Genomic DNA, 14,278 nt, shown 5'->3' on the forward strand with positions numbered 1-14,278 from the left:
TCATATAATGCTTAACAATAAATCCGTATTGATTACCGGAGGAACGGGTTCCTTCGGAAAGAAGTTTGTGGAAACCATTCTCCGTGATTATCCGCAAGTAAAGAAAATTATTATTTACTCCCGCGATGAGCTGAAGCAATTTGAGCTGAAACAGAAATATCCCGGTCATAAGTATCCGCAACTGCGTTTCTTTATCGGTGATGTCCGTGACCTCGAACGCCTGACGCGGGCTTGCGAAGGAGTGGACGTGATTATCCATGCAGCCGCCATCAAGCAGGTGGATACCGCTGAATACAATCCCGAAGAGTGCATCAAAACCAATGTACACGGTGCGCAGAATGTGATAAAGGCTGCTCTTGCCACCGGTGTACAGCATGTGGTGGCCCTTTCTACTGACAAGGCTTGTGCCCCCATTAATCTTTATGGCGCCACCAAGCTCACTTCCGACAAGCTGTTTACTGCCGCCAACAATATCAGCGGTTCCAAGGACATCAGGTTCTCCGTAGTCCGTTATGGCAATGTGATGGGTTCCCGCGGTTCCGTAATCCCTTTCTTTATCAACAAGCGTGACAACGGGGCGAAGGAACTTCCCATAACCGATATGCGCATGACCCGTTTCAACATTTCACTGGAAGCCGGTGTCGCTTTGGTCATGTATGCCATCGGACATCACCTGGGTGGTGAAATCTTTATTCCTAAGATTCCTTCCTATCATATCCAGGACGTGGCTACCGCCATTGCACCCAATCTGCCGCAGGTGGAAGTGGGCATCCGTCCGGGAGAGAAACTGCACGAGGAGATGATTACTGTAACCGATGCTCTTGATACAATCGATTTGGGCAGATATTATGTCATTCTTCCTTCCGTATCTTTCAAGCACAGTCGCGAAGAGTTCATCAGACATCACAATGCAGTACCCGTTCCCGACGGTTTCCACTACAGCAGTGACAACAATACGGAGTGGGAGACAGTAGAGACTATGCGCGAGAATATAAAGAAATACGTTGACCCTAATTTCGAGGTGAAATGATAAGCAAGCCTATTCCATACGGTCGTCAGCATATCACAGATGAGGACATCCGGGCAGTCATCGATACCCTGAAAAGCGATTACCTGACACAAGGTCCCAAAATCAGGGAATTTGAAACGAAATTTGCCGAATATGTAGGTGCACAATATGCCGTAGCGGTGAACAATGCTACTTCGGGGCTTCATCTTGCAGCTACCGCACTGAATGTAAAGCCGGGTGACAAGGTGATTGTCACTCCCATGACCTTTGCTGCCAGTGCCAACTGCATTCGCTATTGTGGCGGCGAGGTGGTATTCTGTGATATTGACAAGGATACTTACCTCATGGATATCCGTAAACTCGAAGCCATGCTTAAAGCTTCTCCTCGCGGTACTTACAAAGGTATTGTTCCGGTTGATTTTGCAGGCTATCCTTTGGATCTGGAAGAGTTCAGAAAGCTTGCCGACGAGTACGGCTTGTGGATTATCGAGGATGCCTGTCATGCTCCCGGTGGCTATTTCATGAACAGTAAAGGCAAGAAACAACATTGTGGCAACGGTTGTTTTGCCGACTGTGCCGTATTCTCTTTCCATCCCGTGAAACATATCGCTACGGGTGAGGGAGGCATGGTGACCACCAACAGCAAGGAGCTCTATGACAAGCTTTGTCTTTACCGTACGCATGGCATTACGAAAGACCCTGCTTTATTGCACGAGCATCATGGTGGCTGGTATTACGAGATGCAGGAGTTAGGCTACAATTACCGTCTGACTGATTTTCAGGCTGCCTTGGGTATTTCTCAGCTGGAGCGTGCGAAAGCAGGTCTTGACCGCCGCCATGAAATCGTGAGACGCTATAATGAAGCGTTTTCCGGAATAGATGGTATCAAGACTCCGTTCAATGCTGCCGATGTCTATCATGCTTATCACCTTTATATCATTCAAGTAGCTGACCGCTTGGGCCTTTATAATTATCTGCACGAGAACAATGTCTATGCGCAGGTTCATTATGCTCCGCTTCATCTGATGCCTTACTATCAGCAGTGGGGAAATAGGAAAGGCGATTTACCTATAGTAGAAGAGTATTACGAACATTGTCTGAGTCTTCCGATGTATCCCACGCTGACGGACGAGGAACAGGAGTATGTGATTAAAAAGGTTATAGAATTTGTAGCGAAATGAATTGCGTAAACAAGCTTGTTCTCGGTACCGTACAGTTCGGACTTGACTATGGAATAAATAATCAGTTTGGGCAGGTACACCAAGATGAGGTCGGGCAGATATTGAGGTGGGCAAAGAAAAGCGGAATTAATACGTTTGATACCTCCTCTGCCTATGGAAGTAGTGAGAGCGTTTTAGGAAGGTCTCTTTCTGAAAATAATCTTCAGTTTCAGATTATTTCCAAATATCCCCAGTCTAAAGAAAATGTTGCTACCGTATTCGCTTCTTCTATAGAGAAGCTCCATCAACAGAAGTTATATGGTTATCTTGTTCATCATTTTGAGTTCTATCAATCCCATCCTCAATTATGGGAAGAGATGAAGCAACTCAAAGCAGAGGGAAAAGTAGAAAAAATTGGTTTTTCGCTTTATGATATCAATCAACTGCAATATTTGTTAGATAATAGAGTAGAGTTTGATATTTTACAATTTCCTTATAATCTCTTCGATCGGCAGTTCGATGTTTATCTTTCTCAACTTAAGCAGTCTGGGGTAGAGATACATACTCGTTCTGTATTTTTGCAGGGACTTTTTTTTAAGGATCTGGGTAGCCTTAGTGGGCAGATGGAACCATTGAAACCTTATTTATTGCAGATTAGATCCTATTGTGCAGTGCATTCTATCACCATTGAACAATGTGCATTAAGTTTTGTGCTTCGAAACCCCTTTATTGATGGTGTATTGATAGGGGTTGATAATATAAGTCAGTTGCAGAACAATATCAATGTGGCCATCTGTACGAAAGAGGTTGAGGAGTTGGCTAAACAGATAACTGTGAAAGAAACTTATTTGTTGAATCCTTCTAATTGGTTATAATATGAATGTTTTAGACTTTTTCTCTTTGGAGAATAAAGTAGCCATTGTCACTGGCGGCTACGGTTATTTGGGAAAAGCTTTTGTACAGTCTCTTAATGAAGCAGGGGCAAAAGTTGTTGTGGCCGGTAGAGATGAACAAAAGTTTAAATTGGCTTTTCCCATTGTTTCCAATATCTATTTCTGCCCTTTGGATATTTCGAACACAGAGAGCATCAAAAAATGCTTTGCTGATGTGAATAAAACATATGGTAGTATTGATATTTTGGTGAATAATGCAGTATATCTGTCCGGTCAATATCCTGAAGAAGTTAGTGACAAGGATTTGGCTTATTCATTTGATGGTATTATAGGTAGTGTTTACAAGTGTATACGCGAAGTAATTCCTTATATGAGAGAACAAAAGTCTGGAAATATTGTGAACATCGCTTCTATGTACGGTGTGGTGGTTCCTGACTTTAAGGTTTACGACGGTGATTGCAACCCAAATTTTAATCCTCCTCAATACGGAGCCTCCAAAGCCGGAGTCATTCAACTGACCAAATTCTTTGGTGAATATCTAATAGGTGATAATATTCGTGTAAATGCCATTTCTCCAGGACCTTTTCCTTCGCCTTCTGTACAAAAGAATGAAGAGTTTGTAAGTCGTTTGGCAGGTAAAAATCCTTCCCGGCGCATTGGCAATCCTGAGGATTTAAAAGGTGCATTGCTTTTTTTGGCATCAGATGCATCCAAATATGTAGTGGGACAGAATATTCAAGTAGATGGAGGGTGGACAATATGGTGAATACACTTTGTATTGTGCAAGCGCGTTTGACTTCATCAAGACTGCCAGAGAAGGTATTGATGGAGTTGGGAAACAGTGGGCTTTCAATTCTCGAACATGTTAATATGCGTCTCAATAAGTCCTTGAAAATAGATAAGGTTGTATTTGCTATACCAGACACACCTTTGAATGATAAACTGGCCGATTTTTTGGAAAATAAGAAGATAGAATATTGTCGAGGTAGTGAAAATGATGTTTTAGGGCGCTTCTATCATTGTGCAGAGAAATATAACCCTGAATTGATTGTCAGGGCCACTTGCGATAATCCGTGTGTTGATTGGCATTTGGCTGATGAAATGATAGAAAACTGGGGTGATGCGGATTATATGTATTGTAAAGAAACTCCATTGGGTACTTCTGTAGAGGTATTTACAAAGCATGCTTTAAATGAAGCTTATCACCATGCTAAAACCCCTGAAGAAAGAGAGCATGTTTGCCCTTACATAGCTCGTAATGAAAAAAATATTTGCAAACAATATCCTTATAATAAGCTTAGTTATCGTTTGACTGTTGATGAGGAAGCCGATTTTTTGCTGATGAATGAAATCTATAAGCAGCTTTACAAGAATGCTCCTATTGAGAATAAGATGATTTATGAATACTTGGAGAAACATCAAGAACTATTGGGGATTAATAGTAAGGTAAAACAAAAGTTTCTCTGATTAGGAGCCGATTTTTCATGATTCCGGCCAGTTTTTATTTTAGTTTCGATATTTATCTTTGTGTGTAGTAAAAACAAAGAGACATGAAGGCAACATCTGAATACATCACTCTTTTGCGTAAGTACATGGCCGAAAATGCTTCTAAATATGGCATTATGCGTATGGGAATATTCGGTTCTGTAGCGCGTGATGAACAAACTGTTGAGAGTGATGTGGATGTTTATGTTGAATTGCAAACGCCCAGCATGTTTAGTTTAGTTCACATCAAAGAAGAGCTTCAATACTTGTTTGGCTGCGCGGTGGATATCGTAAGATTGCGTGAAGATATGGACGGAATATTGAGACTGAACATTATGGAGGAAGGTATTTATGCATAAAGAAGAAGCACTTTTCTTTTGATGTTTTCTTCATTTGTTTTTTTGTAGCAAAAGAAACTGTATATGGACGAAAAAGAATGCTTGAGTAGGTTGTCACCCTTTTTGTTTTGGGACATTGATATGTCTCAAGCTTCTATGGATGCCTGCCCCTCAACAAGTGGTTCAGCGAGTACTTGAGTATGGCAATCTTGATGATTGGCGTTTGATACGTGCGTATTATGGTTTGCATCGCATTGTAGAGTTATGTAAGCAGATGCGGACACTTGATCCGGTTTGTCTTTCTTATATTTGCCTCTTGTCCGGCACGTCAAAAGAAGAATATAGATGTTATCATACGGTACAGTCGAGGCCCACACTCTGGAACTCTTGTGCTTGATGTGGTGAAGAATTTCCAATAATTTCAATTTAATTCATTTCATTTTCTTGAAAAAAATCTATTTCCGTGCCGATGCAAGTGCTACCATCGGCTACGGTCACTTTATTCGTACTCTGGCTTTGGCCGATATGCTGAAGGACGATTTTGATTGTACCTTCTTTACTTGTCATCCTACCTCATATCAGGTAAGTGAGATGGAGAAAGTATGTCCTTTCATCCCCTTACAGGAAGAATCACATTATGATGAGTTCCTTTCCCTTTTGCAAGGTGACGAAATTGTGGTACTTGACAACTATTTCTTTACTACTGATTACCAGCGTGCCATTAAAGAAAAGGGATGCTGTCTGGTGTGTGTGGATGATATGCACGACAAGCATTATGTGGCTGATGTTGTGATAAACCATGGGTTAACGGATGAATCCTTGTTTGATGTAGAGCCCTATACCAAACTCTGTTTGGGGTTTGATTGGGCGTTGCTCCGTCATCCGTTTATCGAAGCTGTAAAAAAACAGCGTTGTCATACTATAGGGGGTATAGAAAAAGTTACTATTACATTTGGCGGTTGTGATGATTTTGATGCAACCGGTTACTATGCAAGTAATCTTCTTGAGAGCAAAAATATTAAATCAATAACCGCAGTTGTAGGTGATGCCTATAAACCAATCCACCCTATATCACAAGATAGACGCCTTACATATTGTTCAGGCCTTTCAGCTGAACAAATGGCTGATTTGTTTAGGCAGTCAGATCTCGTTATTTGTTCAGCAAGTACAGTGTGCATTGAGGCTTTGTTTTGTAATACAAAAGTTGCGGCAGGGTGGTTTGTAGATAATCAGATGGATTTCTATAATCTTGTCACTGCTAAAGGATGGGTAATCGGTTTGGGCAATGTGGAGCACCCCTATATAGATATGGATGCTCTTAATGCATCAACGGTTCCTTGCGCATCTATAGGGAAAGACATTCGTCAAAACTATTGCCAGCTATTTCATAACTTACAAGATGGTTATTACCTTAGGAATGTACGTTTTCAAGATTTAGATTTGTTGTTTCATTGGGCCAATGATTCTACTGTTCGTAACAATGCGTTTAATACAGATCCTATTGAATATGGTGGTCATTGTCAATGGTTTGCCAATTGTATGCAAAGAGATGATGTTCAAATCTTTATTCTAGTTAAGAATAGCGCTCTTGTTGGTCAAGTCCGATTCAATATTGAAGAGGGTAAAGCTGAGATTGATTATTCTATATCATCAGAAAGTCGTGGAAAAGGTTTGGGTAATGTTATTATTCGATTGGGCATAGAAGAGGCAAATCGGATGGGTATTAAAGAATTAATAGCAAAAGTTAAAGACAAGAATATACCGTCGCAAAGAGTGTTTTTGAATAATGGCTTTATGTGTAATGAAGATATATTGACATTTGAGGGAGTAAAGAGCTATAACTATTTGATGCGGGAACCGTATTGAAATTTTAAACTGTTTTTATGAATAAATATCTGTTAGATTTTCCGTTTTATACCAAGGATCCCGATACGAAAAGTGCATTGGATAGTGAAATCCTAAGATTAGTCCATGATTATGGAACCCCATTCTATTTGTTTCATGAAAAAGATTTTTGTGAAAACTTCCAATCATTATGTGACTCTTTCCGTGCTGTTTACGATAACTATATTCCTTCTTACTCTTATAAGACCAACTATACCCCCTACATATGTAATTTAGTTAAACAGATGGGGGGATATGCCGAGGTTGTGTCCGATATGGAATATACTTTAGCAAAAAGATTGGGCTATCCGGACAGTCAGATTATTTATAACGGACCTTGTAAAGGCCGTTGTATGGAGGAGCATATTCTTAATGGGGGCATATCTAATATAGACAGTGAGGATGAAGCTTTACGTGTCGTTGAAATATCCCGCATTCATTCAAACAAGATTATAAGGGTCGGTATCCGTGTTAACATGGATATTGGTGCTGGATACATTTCACGTTTTGGTCTGGAAAAAGACAGTGAATCTTTCCGACGTACGATTGATTGTCTAAAGGCATGCGGCAATGTCGTTTTGAGCGGTGTACACTGCCATATAAGTCGTGCACGGGGATTAGAGGCTTGGCAAAATAGAATTGACGGTTTATTGGATGTCATCTCTAACTATTTTGACGGAGCCGTAGACTACGTTGACGTTGGAAGTGGTATGTTCGGACAAATGGATCCTTCTCTCGCTATTCAGTTTGGGGATCATGTTCCGACTTATGATGATTACGCCCGCGTAGTGGCTGGAACTATGGCGCAGTTCTTTTCTGGTTCAGAAAAGAAACCTATTCTGTTTTCAGAACCGGGTACTACCCTCATATCAAAGTTTATATCACTGGCAACCCGTGTGGATAATATCAAGTCTATTAGAGGTAAACAATTTGTAACCGTGGACAGTTGCTATTACAATGCCGGTGAAATTTGCAAGTTCAAGGAAGTGCCTTATCGAGTGGTCCATTCTGCAGGTTCTGTCAATGCGAATTATAGTTCGGGAATCACAGATATTATGGGATACACTTGTTTGGAACAAGATTGTTTATATCATGACTTTAAGGAACCTGTTTCTGTAAGTGACATTTTGCTCTTTGGTAATGTGGGGGGCTATTCAATCGTATCAAAACCACCGTTTATCCAACCGGATTGCCAAATGTTGTGTTATTCGCAAGATGGCACGATTAAGGTAATCAAACGGGCAGAAACTTTTGATGATGTGTTCAACACTTTTATAACAGAGAAGCAATGAAAGACCTCACAGTATTAATTTCCGCCAGTGGCTCACCATCTATTCCCGGCATCATAGCTTGCTTCAAAAATAATGGAGAACGTAAAATTAGGGTAGTAGGTGTGGATATGTCTGATGAACCTTCTGCCAGGTATATGGTTGACGCTTTTTATCAAGTACCTGCAGCTACTCATCCTGATTATTGTAACATATTGCTCGATATTTGCAAGAAAGAACATGTAGATATCTATTTCCCGGGAGTTTCGGCGGAAGTGAGTGCATTGGTGAAACGATGGGACGATTTCAAGCGGATAGGGGTCACTTTGTCGGTTTCCAACAGCAATTCTGTAGATGTGGCAAATAACAAGCTTAAGACATACCAAATGCTTGCAGAGGCAGGGATACCGGTGCCTGAATATTATCCAGTCCATACAGTCAATGACTTTGTTGAAGGGTGTAAGTATATGGGTTATCCCCAAAAACCTGTATGCCTAAAAATAGTCAATGGTAGTGGAAGCCGTGGTGTAAGAATTATTGATGCGAACAAGTCCCGTTATCAGCTATTCGCCCATGAGAAGCCCAACAGTTTCTATACTTCTTACGATGATATGCTGAGCATTTTGAAAGAAGTGGATGTGCTGGATGAGCTTATGTTGGTGGAGTTCATGCCAGGTAATGAATACACAGTTGACCTTTTGGCTCATAAGGGTACTGTAATCTATCAGGTAGGCCGTGAAAATGTCGTTAGCCTTATGAGTATTGCACAGGAAAGCGTATTGGCTTATGACAGGCAAGCTTATAAAATATGTAGCGATGTGGTGCGCTTGATGCACATGGATGGTAATGTGGGTTTTGACTTTATGCGCAGTGCAGATGGAACGGCAGTTTTAATGGATATTAATCCTCGTTTGACGGCTACGGTATCTGTAATTGCAGCAGGTGGAGTAAATTTGCCTTATCTCCGCATTAAACAATTGTTAGGCGAACCATTGCCCCATGTCTCGCCTCAGTTTGGCACCCGTATGAAACGTAGATACTTGGAGTATTTTACTAACTCTGAAGGAGAACTCATCAAATTCTAAATATAGTATATTTGCATAGATATAGATATGGTAGAAATCAATTTTGATAAACTGGACAGAACGCTGGTTTTGGCAGAACTGTCTTGTAATCATTTGCAGAGCTTTGATATTGCTGTCCGTACCATCGAGGCAATGAAAAAGGCAGGTGCCGATGTTGTAAAAGTACAGAATGACAATCCAGACGGAGGTATTACCATTGATTGTGATAATGAATATTTTCAAATTGGTGGAGGCACTTTGTGGGACGGGAAGACATTGAACAAACTCTATAAGGAAACATACACGCCTTGGGAGTGGTTGCCCAAATTGCAGAAAGTTGCCCATGATTTGGATATGGAGTTCTTTTCAGCACCATCAGATTTGGAAGGAGTTGATTTTCTGGAAAAGATGAACGTTCCTGCTTATAAAGTTGCAAGTTTCGAGATTACAGATACAGCTCTTGTTCGCAGAATGGCCTCAAAAGGCAGGCCTATTCTTATTTCTACAGGAATTGCCGAGATGACTGACATACAAGAAGCCATTGATATTTGCCGTAGCGAGGGTAATAATCAGATTGCTCTTCTGAAGTGTACATCTTCTTATCCCACTCCTTTAGAAGAAGCTAATGTTTTGACAATTCCCGATATGACCAAGCGCTTTAAAGTTGTGGCGGGCCTTTCAGACCACTCTATGGGACACTCTGTTGCTGTTGCCGCTGTGGCATTAGGAGCAAAGATTGTGGAAAAGCACTTCATTTTAAGTAGGGCAATGGGAGGCCCTGATGCTGCTTTCTCAATGGAGCCGGATGAGTTCAAGACGATGGTAGATGAAATCCGTAATACAGAAAAGGCTTTAGGCACTGTACAATATGAACTAAACGAACATGCACGGTTCAATAGAGGTTTCGCTCGTTCTTTGTTTATTGTTGAGGATGTGAAAGCCGGCGAAACGCTTACGGCTAATAACTTACGCTCTATTCGGCCAGGGCAAGGATTGCATCCGCGATATTTGGATGAACTTCTAGGTAGAACTGTCAATCGTGATGTCAAACGTGGTACTCCAATGAAAATGGAGTACGTTCAGTAATATATTTATGTCTCTATTTACAAATAAACGTATCATGGTTGTTGCCGCCCATCCCGATGATGAACTGCTGGGCCTAGGCGCTACCATGCACAAACTAGTCAAGACACAAGGAGTACAGACCCGGGTCATCATTTTGGGAGAGGGGATTACTTCACGCTCAGATACCCGTGACACGGAACAGTGGAAGGAAGTCTTGGAAAGGCATCATCAGAATGTGGAGACGGCGCGGCAGTTGATAGGCTATCACAGCGTGCAGGCATATAATTTTTCCGACAACCGTTTTGACAGCCATGCACTGCTTGATATCGTAAAGGTAGTGGAGCATGAGAAGGAACAGTTTCGTCCGGACTTTATCTTTACCCACCATGGTGGCGACCTTAATATTGACCATCAGATGACTTTTCAAGCAGTGATGACTGCCACACGCCCTATGGAGGACGAACCGGTGAAGGCTATTTTTACATTCGAGACCCCATCAGCCAGTGAGTGGCAGGCTACTTGCGACCCACGCCATTTCACAGCCAATTTCTATATGGAGATTTCGGAGGATGATTTGAAAGCAAAATGTGCTGCCATGGCGGCCTATGAGTTTGAGAGCCGTGCTTTTCCGCATCCGCGCTCTTCGGAGGCATTGAAAGCCCTTGCCCGGTTTCGCGGCTATACCGTAGGCAAACACTTGGCCGAGGCATTTCAGATAGTGCGGATGATAGAATGAAGAAGGGAGCCTTTTAGAGCCCCCTATACTCCCTTTCCGCATCGAAGCACGGACACGCTTTCGTCGGATTCAAGTCATGGTGCCCCACAATCAGCGCCCGTGGAAAGATACGCTTCAACTCACGTAGCAGTGCCAGTAACGAAGCCTTCTGTTCCAATGTACGGGTATCGGCAGGAAAACTTGCAGCATCCAGTCCTCCTTCATAACAGATGCCGATAGAATGGCGGTTGTGATTGAGGCAATGCGCACCTATTTTTTCCAACGGGCGGCCGCGGTGTATTTCGCCGTTCCGGGTCAGATAGAAATGATAGCCGATGTCACGGAAGCCGCGGTGGTGGATGTGGTCGCGGCGGCAATCCTCAAAGCCCAGGGCCACGCCTTGAGGCGTGGCTGAGCAATGAATAATGAGCAGGGTAATCGTACGCATGGCTATTTGCAAGCGCCCAGACCTAAAGCTCCCGCTATGGCGGTAGCTACGGTGATGATTACTTTGAGGACAATGCCCCATACGGATTTTGACTTTTTGTCTTCACTCATGATGATTGGTAATTGATAATTAGTAATTTGTAATTATTCTCATCCTAACGGATTCTCGCCCTGATTGCCGTCACTTCCTCCGGAACCGCCGTCGGAACCACTGCCATCGGGAGCTTTTCCGCCTACGGTGTACAGGGAAGATTCCTTCAGCTGTCCATCCAGGTTGATTTGGGCATTACTCAGTTCGCCGGTGGCACGGGCGCGGAGCTTCAGCCCCTTCACGTTGTTGGCCAGCGAGAAGTCGGCAGCGGATTGCGCCCCTTTCTTGCTGACGATTCCTACGGAGAAGATGGCAAGGTCATCCAGTTTCACGTTCTTGCCGTCCAGAATCAATTCTTTGGTGCAGGAAACCATGTCTGCCAGTACCCCCTTGATGACACCACTCGAATAGGGGGTGTTGTGATTGGACATGTGCTTGGCCAATTTTTCGATGTCGAAGGTTTCTTCGATTACGGGGCGTGCATACCAGAGGCCTTTCAGTGGGCTGTCTTCGCCCGTCACTTGATACTTTTTGTAACGAATCATACAATTAAAATTTAGAAGTTAAAGGATAAAAACATTTGCTGTGTTGAACTCAACGATGCAAAGATAAGGCTGTGGATACGGGCGTTTGTCGGTTTTTGCAGGTTCTCGTCTGTTTGGGTCTGTTTTAGTCGGTTATTTACGCTTGTAAGTTTGATAATGTCATGATTTATAGTTACTTTTGATGAAATATAAATCGTAACTGTCAACTATGGATTCTTTTGTCATACGTACATACGGGCGTACCGAATTGGCCCAAATCTATTGTCCCAATCTTTGTCCGGAGGCTGCCTTCCGCAAACTGAAACACTGGATAGACCTTTGTCCCGATTTGCGTGACGGACTTTCCGCTTTGGGCGGTTCTTCCCGTTCCCGCTCTTATACGCCTGCCCAAGTGCGGCTGATAGTGGCTGCACTTGGAGAGCCTTAAACCTGAGGTTGGATGGCGTAAAGGTCAGGTTGGTACACTTGGTACAGAGGTTCATCCATCCTTTCGTCTCACACACATACGCGTGCGTGAAGCGAAGTGAATGTCAGACTTTGGGTTTCCGGTAGTTTCCCTTGCCATCTACATTTTCCACCAGCCCGTGTTTCTGCATACGTTTGAGCCAGGTGGAGGCGGTTTCCGATTTGATGCCCATCTCTCCGGCTTTCTGCAGGAAAGAGGCCCGTGTGAATTCTTCTTCCATGCTGTCTACCAGCGCATCCCGGTCGGCATTGCCGCGGCTTGTCACTTCGGTGTTGGGCAGGAAGGAGAGGATATGGGTGGTATGCCGGTAAAGGCTTTCGGCCAGTGAGAGTACGGCATGAAAGTCAGCGGAAGCAATGAGGAGATTCCATCGGCTGACAATGTGGTCTTTCAGATTGTCTGTGGCTGTGTGAGGGTCGGGCGACACGTAAGGCGAGGCGGTGATTTCCCCTTGTTCCATTGCGCGGAGCATGGCCACCACTTCCATGATGCGGCAGATGTTGATGGCCAGACGTGCCACGCTGCTTGACATCTCGTTTCCGTTGGCTAGTCCGGAGCGTACGAAAAGCCGGGAGAAGAGCCGGTTGAATTCATCTTTCTGTCCGTCCGTAAGGTGAAGGGTGAATATTCCGTTCATGACAATGGTTTTCAGTTTGTCCTTCCATTCCATGCCCAGAGCCTTGAAGGTATCTTCAAGATCGCTGTCATTGCGGTCGAACTGGTTTTGCCAATGATGTATGGCAGGCATGTAGTAGAATACCTGGCGAGAAAAGAGCCCGTTCTCAGCAGTGGGAATCAGTGGTTTCACTTGTGAGGGGGTGCCTGACAGAAGTACGGAAAGATAAGTTTTCTTTACCTCTCGGTATTCGTGGTCGGTGCGCCGGTTGTAGGACAGTCGGTCGTGGTCGAAGGCTTTGCGCATGGTGTCGCTCCAGTGTCCGTATTCCGAACCGATGGCGGTGGAGATGGTGTCGGCTTCGCTTTCGCATATCAGTCCGGTACCGTCGGAGTCCATCAGGTTTTGCAGGATGCCGGTTCCGGTGTTGTTGCCCGAGATGAGGAACATCTTGTTGAGAGGCATTACGGGAGTCTCCGTTTTTCCACGTTCCTTGCCCAGTGTGTCGTATTTTGCTTTTTCGCGGCGGTAACATGCCATGCTTTCGTCTACCTGCCCACGTATTTCATCGTGAATGGGCTCGGCAAGCAGGCGTACCAAGGAGAGCACTCCTTTGCCGGATGCAGGTAGGGCTACTACAAAGGTTTGCAGGCAGGGGGACATCATTTTTCCTCCGTAGGAACATCGGACGTGTTTTCCCATACTGGCACCCAATACGGTGATGGCACCCAGTAGCAGTACATCGTATTGGGCGAGGGAGGTTCCGCAGCTCATGATGCGATTCAGGGGATAAGGCCAGTGGAGGTGTTCGTCGAAAGTGGGTAATGGAGACAGTGGTTCAATGCCCGATGCGGACTCTTCCTCGCGTGCGCGTGTGTGTGAGGTAGAAGAGAGGGGTGAACTTTGTGTACCAAGTGTACCAATGGCGGGTGCGGCTTCATGCTGAATCTTCACGCCGCAAAGCTCGGCCAGATGAAAGGCGGTTCCTAGATGCACGTCGTTACGGCCGGTCTTCAGGGCATTGCTGAAGAGCTTGTCGGCTGCCCGTTGGTCGTACTTGGACGACAGGCTGCACAGACTTAAAAAATCATGCCGTCCTGCTTCTCCGCAGTCGGTGGCAATGGCAAATGCCAGTTGTATATATTCTTGATAGGTTGGAGCAATGTCTGCTCCTGCATTTCTGACTGCTTCGGCCAGAAGGTGCAATGAAGATAGTGGTTCCATCGGATTTG

16 protein-coding genes are annotated in these 14,278 nt (G+C 44.0%); 12 read left to right on the top strand and 4 right to left on the bottom strand.

Features of this window, described 5'->3' with window-relative positions:
* The first annotated feature begins 7 nt into the window (after positions 1–7).
* From pseB to DWY57_RS13075, 11 genes are all read left to right on the top strand, one after another.
* Entirely contained in the window at positions 8–1,030 is a 1,023-nt protein-coding gene (gene pseB, locus DWY57_RS13020; RefSeq protein ID WP_005836599.1) for a UDP-N-acetylglucosamine 4,6-dehydratase (inverting), read from the top strand.
* A complete protein-coding gene (gene pseC, locus DWY57_RS13025) occupies positions 1,027–2,190 on the top strand; it encodes a UDP-4-amino-4,6-dideoxy-N-acetyl-beta-L-altrosamine transaminase (RefSeq protein WP_057281190.1) in 1,164 nt (387 codons plus the stop codon). Before pseB ends, pseC begins: the two co-directional genes overlap by 4 nt.
* On the top strand, positions 2,187–3,044 hold the full coding sequence (locus DWY57_RS13030) for an aldo/keto reductase (RefSeq protein ID WP_057281189.1): 858 nt from the start codon (positions 2,187–2,189) through the stop codon (positions 3,042–3,044). Before pseC ends, DWY57_RS13030 begins: the two co-directional genes overlap by 4 nt.
* A 1-nt stretch (position 3,045) precedes the next feature.
* Positions 3,046–3,828 carry an SDR family oxidoreductase gene (locus tag DWY57_RS13035; protein ID WP_057281188.1) on the top strand — a complete coding sequence of 261 codons (783 nt, stop codon included), beginning with the start codon at positions 3,046–3,048 and terminating at the stop codon, positions 3,826–3,828.
* Positions 3,822–4,529: a hypothetical protein gene (locus DWY57_RS13040; RefSeq protein ID WP_057281187.1), complete on the top strand. Its 708-nt coding sequence runs from the start codon at positions 3,822–3,824 to the stop codon at positions 4,527–4,529. Before DWY57_RS13035 ends, DWY57_RS13040 begins: the two co-directional genes overlap by 7 nt.
* A gap of 83 nt (positions 4,530–4,612) precedes the next feature.
* Positions 4,613–4,906, top strand: a complete 294-nt coding sequence (locus tag DWY57_RS13045) for a nucleotidyltransferase family protein (protein ID WP_057281186.1) — start codon at positions 4,613–4,615, stop codon at positions 4,904–4,906.
* 423 nt (positions 4,907–5,329) lie between these two features.
* A complete protein-coding gene (locus DWY57_RS21335) occupies positions 5,330–6,751 on the top strand; it encodes a bifunctional UDP-2,4-diacetamido-2,4,6-trideoxy-beta-L-altropyranose hydrolase/GNAT family N-acetyltransferase (protein ID WP_064774925.1) in 1,422 nt (473 codons plus the stop codon).
* A 17-nt stretch (positions 6,752–6,768) separates the two neighbouring features.
* On the top strand, positions 6,769–8,061 hold the full coding sequence (locus DWY57_RS13060) for a hypothetical protein (RefSeq protein ID WP_081030666.1): 1,293 nt from the start codon (positions 6,769–6,771) through the stop codon (positions 8,059–8,061).
* Positions 8,058–9,122: an ATP-grasp domain-containing protein gene (locus tag DWY57_RS13065; protein WP_117588783.1), complete on the top strand. Its 1,065-nt coding sequence runs from the start codon at positions 8,058–8,060 to the stop codon at positions 9,120–9,122. Before DWY57_RS13060 ends, DWY57_RS13065 begins: the two co-directional genes overlap by 4 nt.
* Before the next feature lie 27 nt (positions 9,123–9,149).
* On the top strand, positions 9,150–10,187 hold the full coding sequence (gene pseI, locus DWY57_RS13070; protein WP_016273592.1) for a pseudaminic acid synthase: 1,038 nt from the start codon (positions 9,150–9,152) through the stop codon (positions 10,185–10,187).
* Positions 10,188–10,194: 7 nt separating this feature from the next.
* Positions 10,195–10,902: a PIG-L family deacetylase gene (locus tag DWY57_RS13075; RefSeq protein WP_035457975.1), complete on the top strand. Its 708-nt coding sequence runs from the start codon at positions 10,195–10,197 to the stop codon at positions 10,900–10,902.
* Between the two features lie 13 nt (positions 10,903–10,915).
* Here the strand turns inward: DWY57_RS13075 and DWY57_RS13080 are convergent, their stop codons facing one another.
* Genes DWY57_RS13080 through DWY57_RS13085 form a run of 3 tightly spaced genes read right to left on the bottom strand, consistent with a single transcriptional unit; the run spans position 10,916 to position 11,964 of the window.
* Entirely contained in the window at positions 10,916–11,329 is a 414-nt protein-coding gene (locus DWY57_RS13080; protein WP_035457976.1) for an N-acetylmuramoyl-L-alanine amidase, read from the bottom strand.
* A gap of 2 nt (positions 11,330–11,331) precedes the next feature.
* A complete protein-coding gene (locus DWY57_RS21620) occupies positions 11,332–11,439 on the bottom strand; it encodes a smalltalk protein (RefSeq protein WP_005829485.1) in 108 nt (35 codons plus the stop codon).
* Positions 11,440–11,478: 39 nt separating this feature from the next.
* Positions 11,479–11,964 carry a DNA-binding protein gene (locus DWY57_RS13085; protein ID WP_005829481.1) on the bottom strand — a complete coding sequence of 162 codons (486 nt, stop codon included), beginning with the start codon at positions 11,962–11,964 and terminating at the stop codon, positions 11,479–11,481.
* A 208-nt stretch (positions 11,965–12,172) separates the two neighbouring features.
* On the opposite strand from DWY57_RS13085, the gene DWY57_RS13090 reads away from it, so the two are divergent.
* Positions 12,173–12,391: a DUF4248 domain-containing protein gene (locus DWY57_RS13090; RefSeq protein ID WP_005829478.1), complete on the top strand. Its 219-nt coding sequence runs from the start codon at positions 12,173–12,175 to the stop codon at positions 12,389–12,391.
* Between the two features lie 103 nt (positions 12,392–12,494).
* On the opposite strand, the gene DWY57_RS13095 is transcribed toward DWY57_RS13090, so the two are convergent.
* Entirely contained in the window at positions 12,495–14,270 is a 1,776-nt protein-coding gene (locus DWY57_RS13095) for a DUF3987 domain-containing protein (protein WP_009038576.1), read from the bottom strand.
* Positions 14,271–14,278 lie beyond the last annotated feature (8 nt).

It is taken from the genome of Bacteroides sp. AF25-5LB, from assembly GCF_003602965.1.
Classification (GTDB): Bacteria; Bacteroidota; Bacteroidia; order Bacteroidales; family Bacteroidaceae; genus Bacteroides; species Bacteroides uniformis.

Excerpts from the sequence above, each read along its gene's own strand:
- pseB (WP_005836599.1), top strand. The coding sequence starts at position 8 with ATGCTTAACAATAAATCCGTATTGATTACCGGAGGAACGGGTTCCTTC.
- pseC (WP_057281190.1), top strand. The coding sequence starts at position 1,027 with ATGATAAGCAAGCCTATTCCATACGGTCGTCAGCATATCACAGATGAG.
- DWY57_RS13030 (WP_057281189.1), top strand. The coding sequence starts at position 2,187 with ATGAATTGCGTAAACAAGCTTGTTCTCGGTACCGTACAGTTCGGACTT.
- DWY57_RS13035 (WP_057281188.1), top strand. The coding sequence starts at position 3,046 with ATGAATGTTTTAGACTTTTTCTCTTTGGAGAATAAAGTAGCCATTGTC.
- DWY57_RS13040 (WP_057281187.1), top strand. The coding sequence starts at position 3,822 with ATGGTGAATACACTTTGTATTGTGCAAGCGCGTTTGACTTCATCAAGA.
- DWY57_RS13045 (WP_057281186.1), top strand. The coding sequence starts at position 4,613 with ATGAAGGCAACATCTGAATACATCACTCTTTTGCGTAAGTACATGGCC.
- DWY57_RS13060 (WP_081030666.1), top strand. The coding sequence starts at position 6,769 with ATGAATAAATATCTGTTAGATTTTCCGTTTTATACCAAGGATCCCGAT.
- DWY57_RS13065 (WP_117588783.1), top strand. The coding sequence starts at position 8,058 with ATGAAAGACCTCACAGTATTAATTTCCGCCAGTGGCTCACCATCTATT.
- pseI (WP_016273592.1), top strand. The coding sequence starts at position 9,150 with ATGGTAGAAATCAATTTTGATAAACTGGACAGAACGCTGGTTTTGGCA.
- DWY57_RS13075 (WP_035457975.1), top strand. The coding sequence starts at position 10,195 with ATGTCTCTATTTACAAATAAACGTATCATGGTTGTTGCCGCCCATCCC.
- DWY57_RS13080 (WP_035457976.1), bottom strand. The coding sequence starts at position 11,329 with ATGCGTACGATTACCCTGCTCATTATTCATTGCTCAGCCACGCCTCAA.
- DWY57_RS21620 (WP_005829485.1), bottom strand. The coding sequence starts at position 11,439 with ATGAGTGAAGACAAAAAGTCAAAATCCGTATGGGGCATTGTCCTCAAA.
- DWY57_RS13085 (WP_005829481.1), bottom strand. The coding sequence starts at position 11,964 with ATGATTCGTTACAAAAAGTATCAAGTGACGGGCGAAGACAGCCCACTG.
- DWY57_RS13090 (WP_005829478.1), top strand. The coding sequence starts at position 12,173 with ATGGATTCTTTTGTCATACGTACATACGGGCGTACCGAATTGGCCCAA.
- DWY57_RS13095 (WP_009038576.1), bottom strand. The coding sequence starts at position 14,270 with ATGGAACCACTATCTTCATTGCACCTTCTGGCCGAAGCAGTCAGAAAT.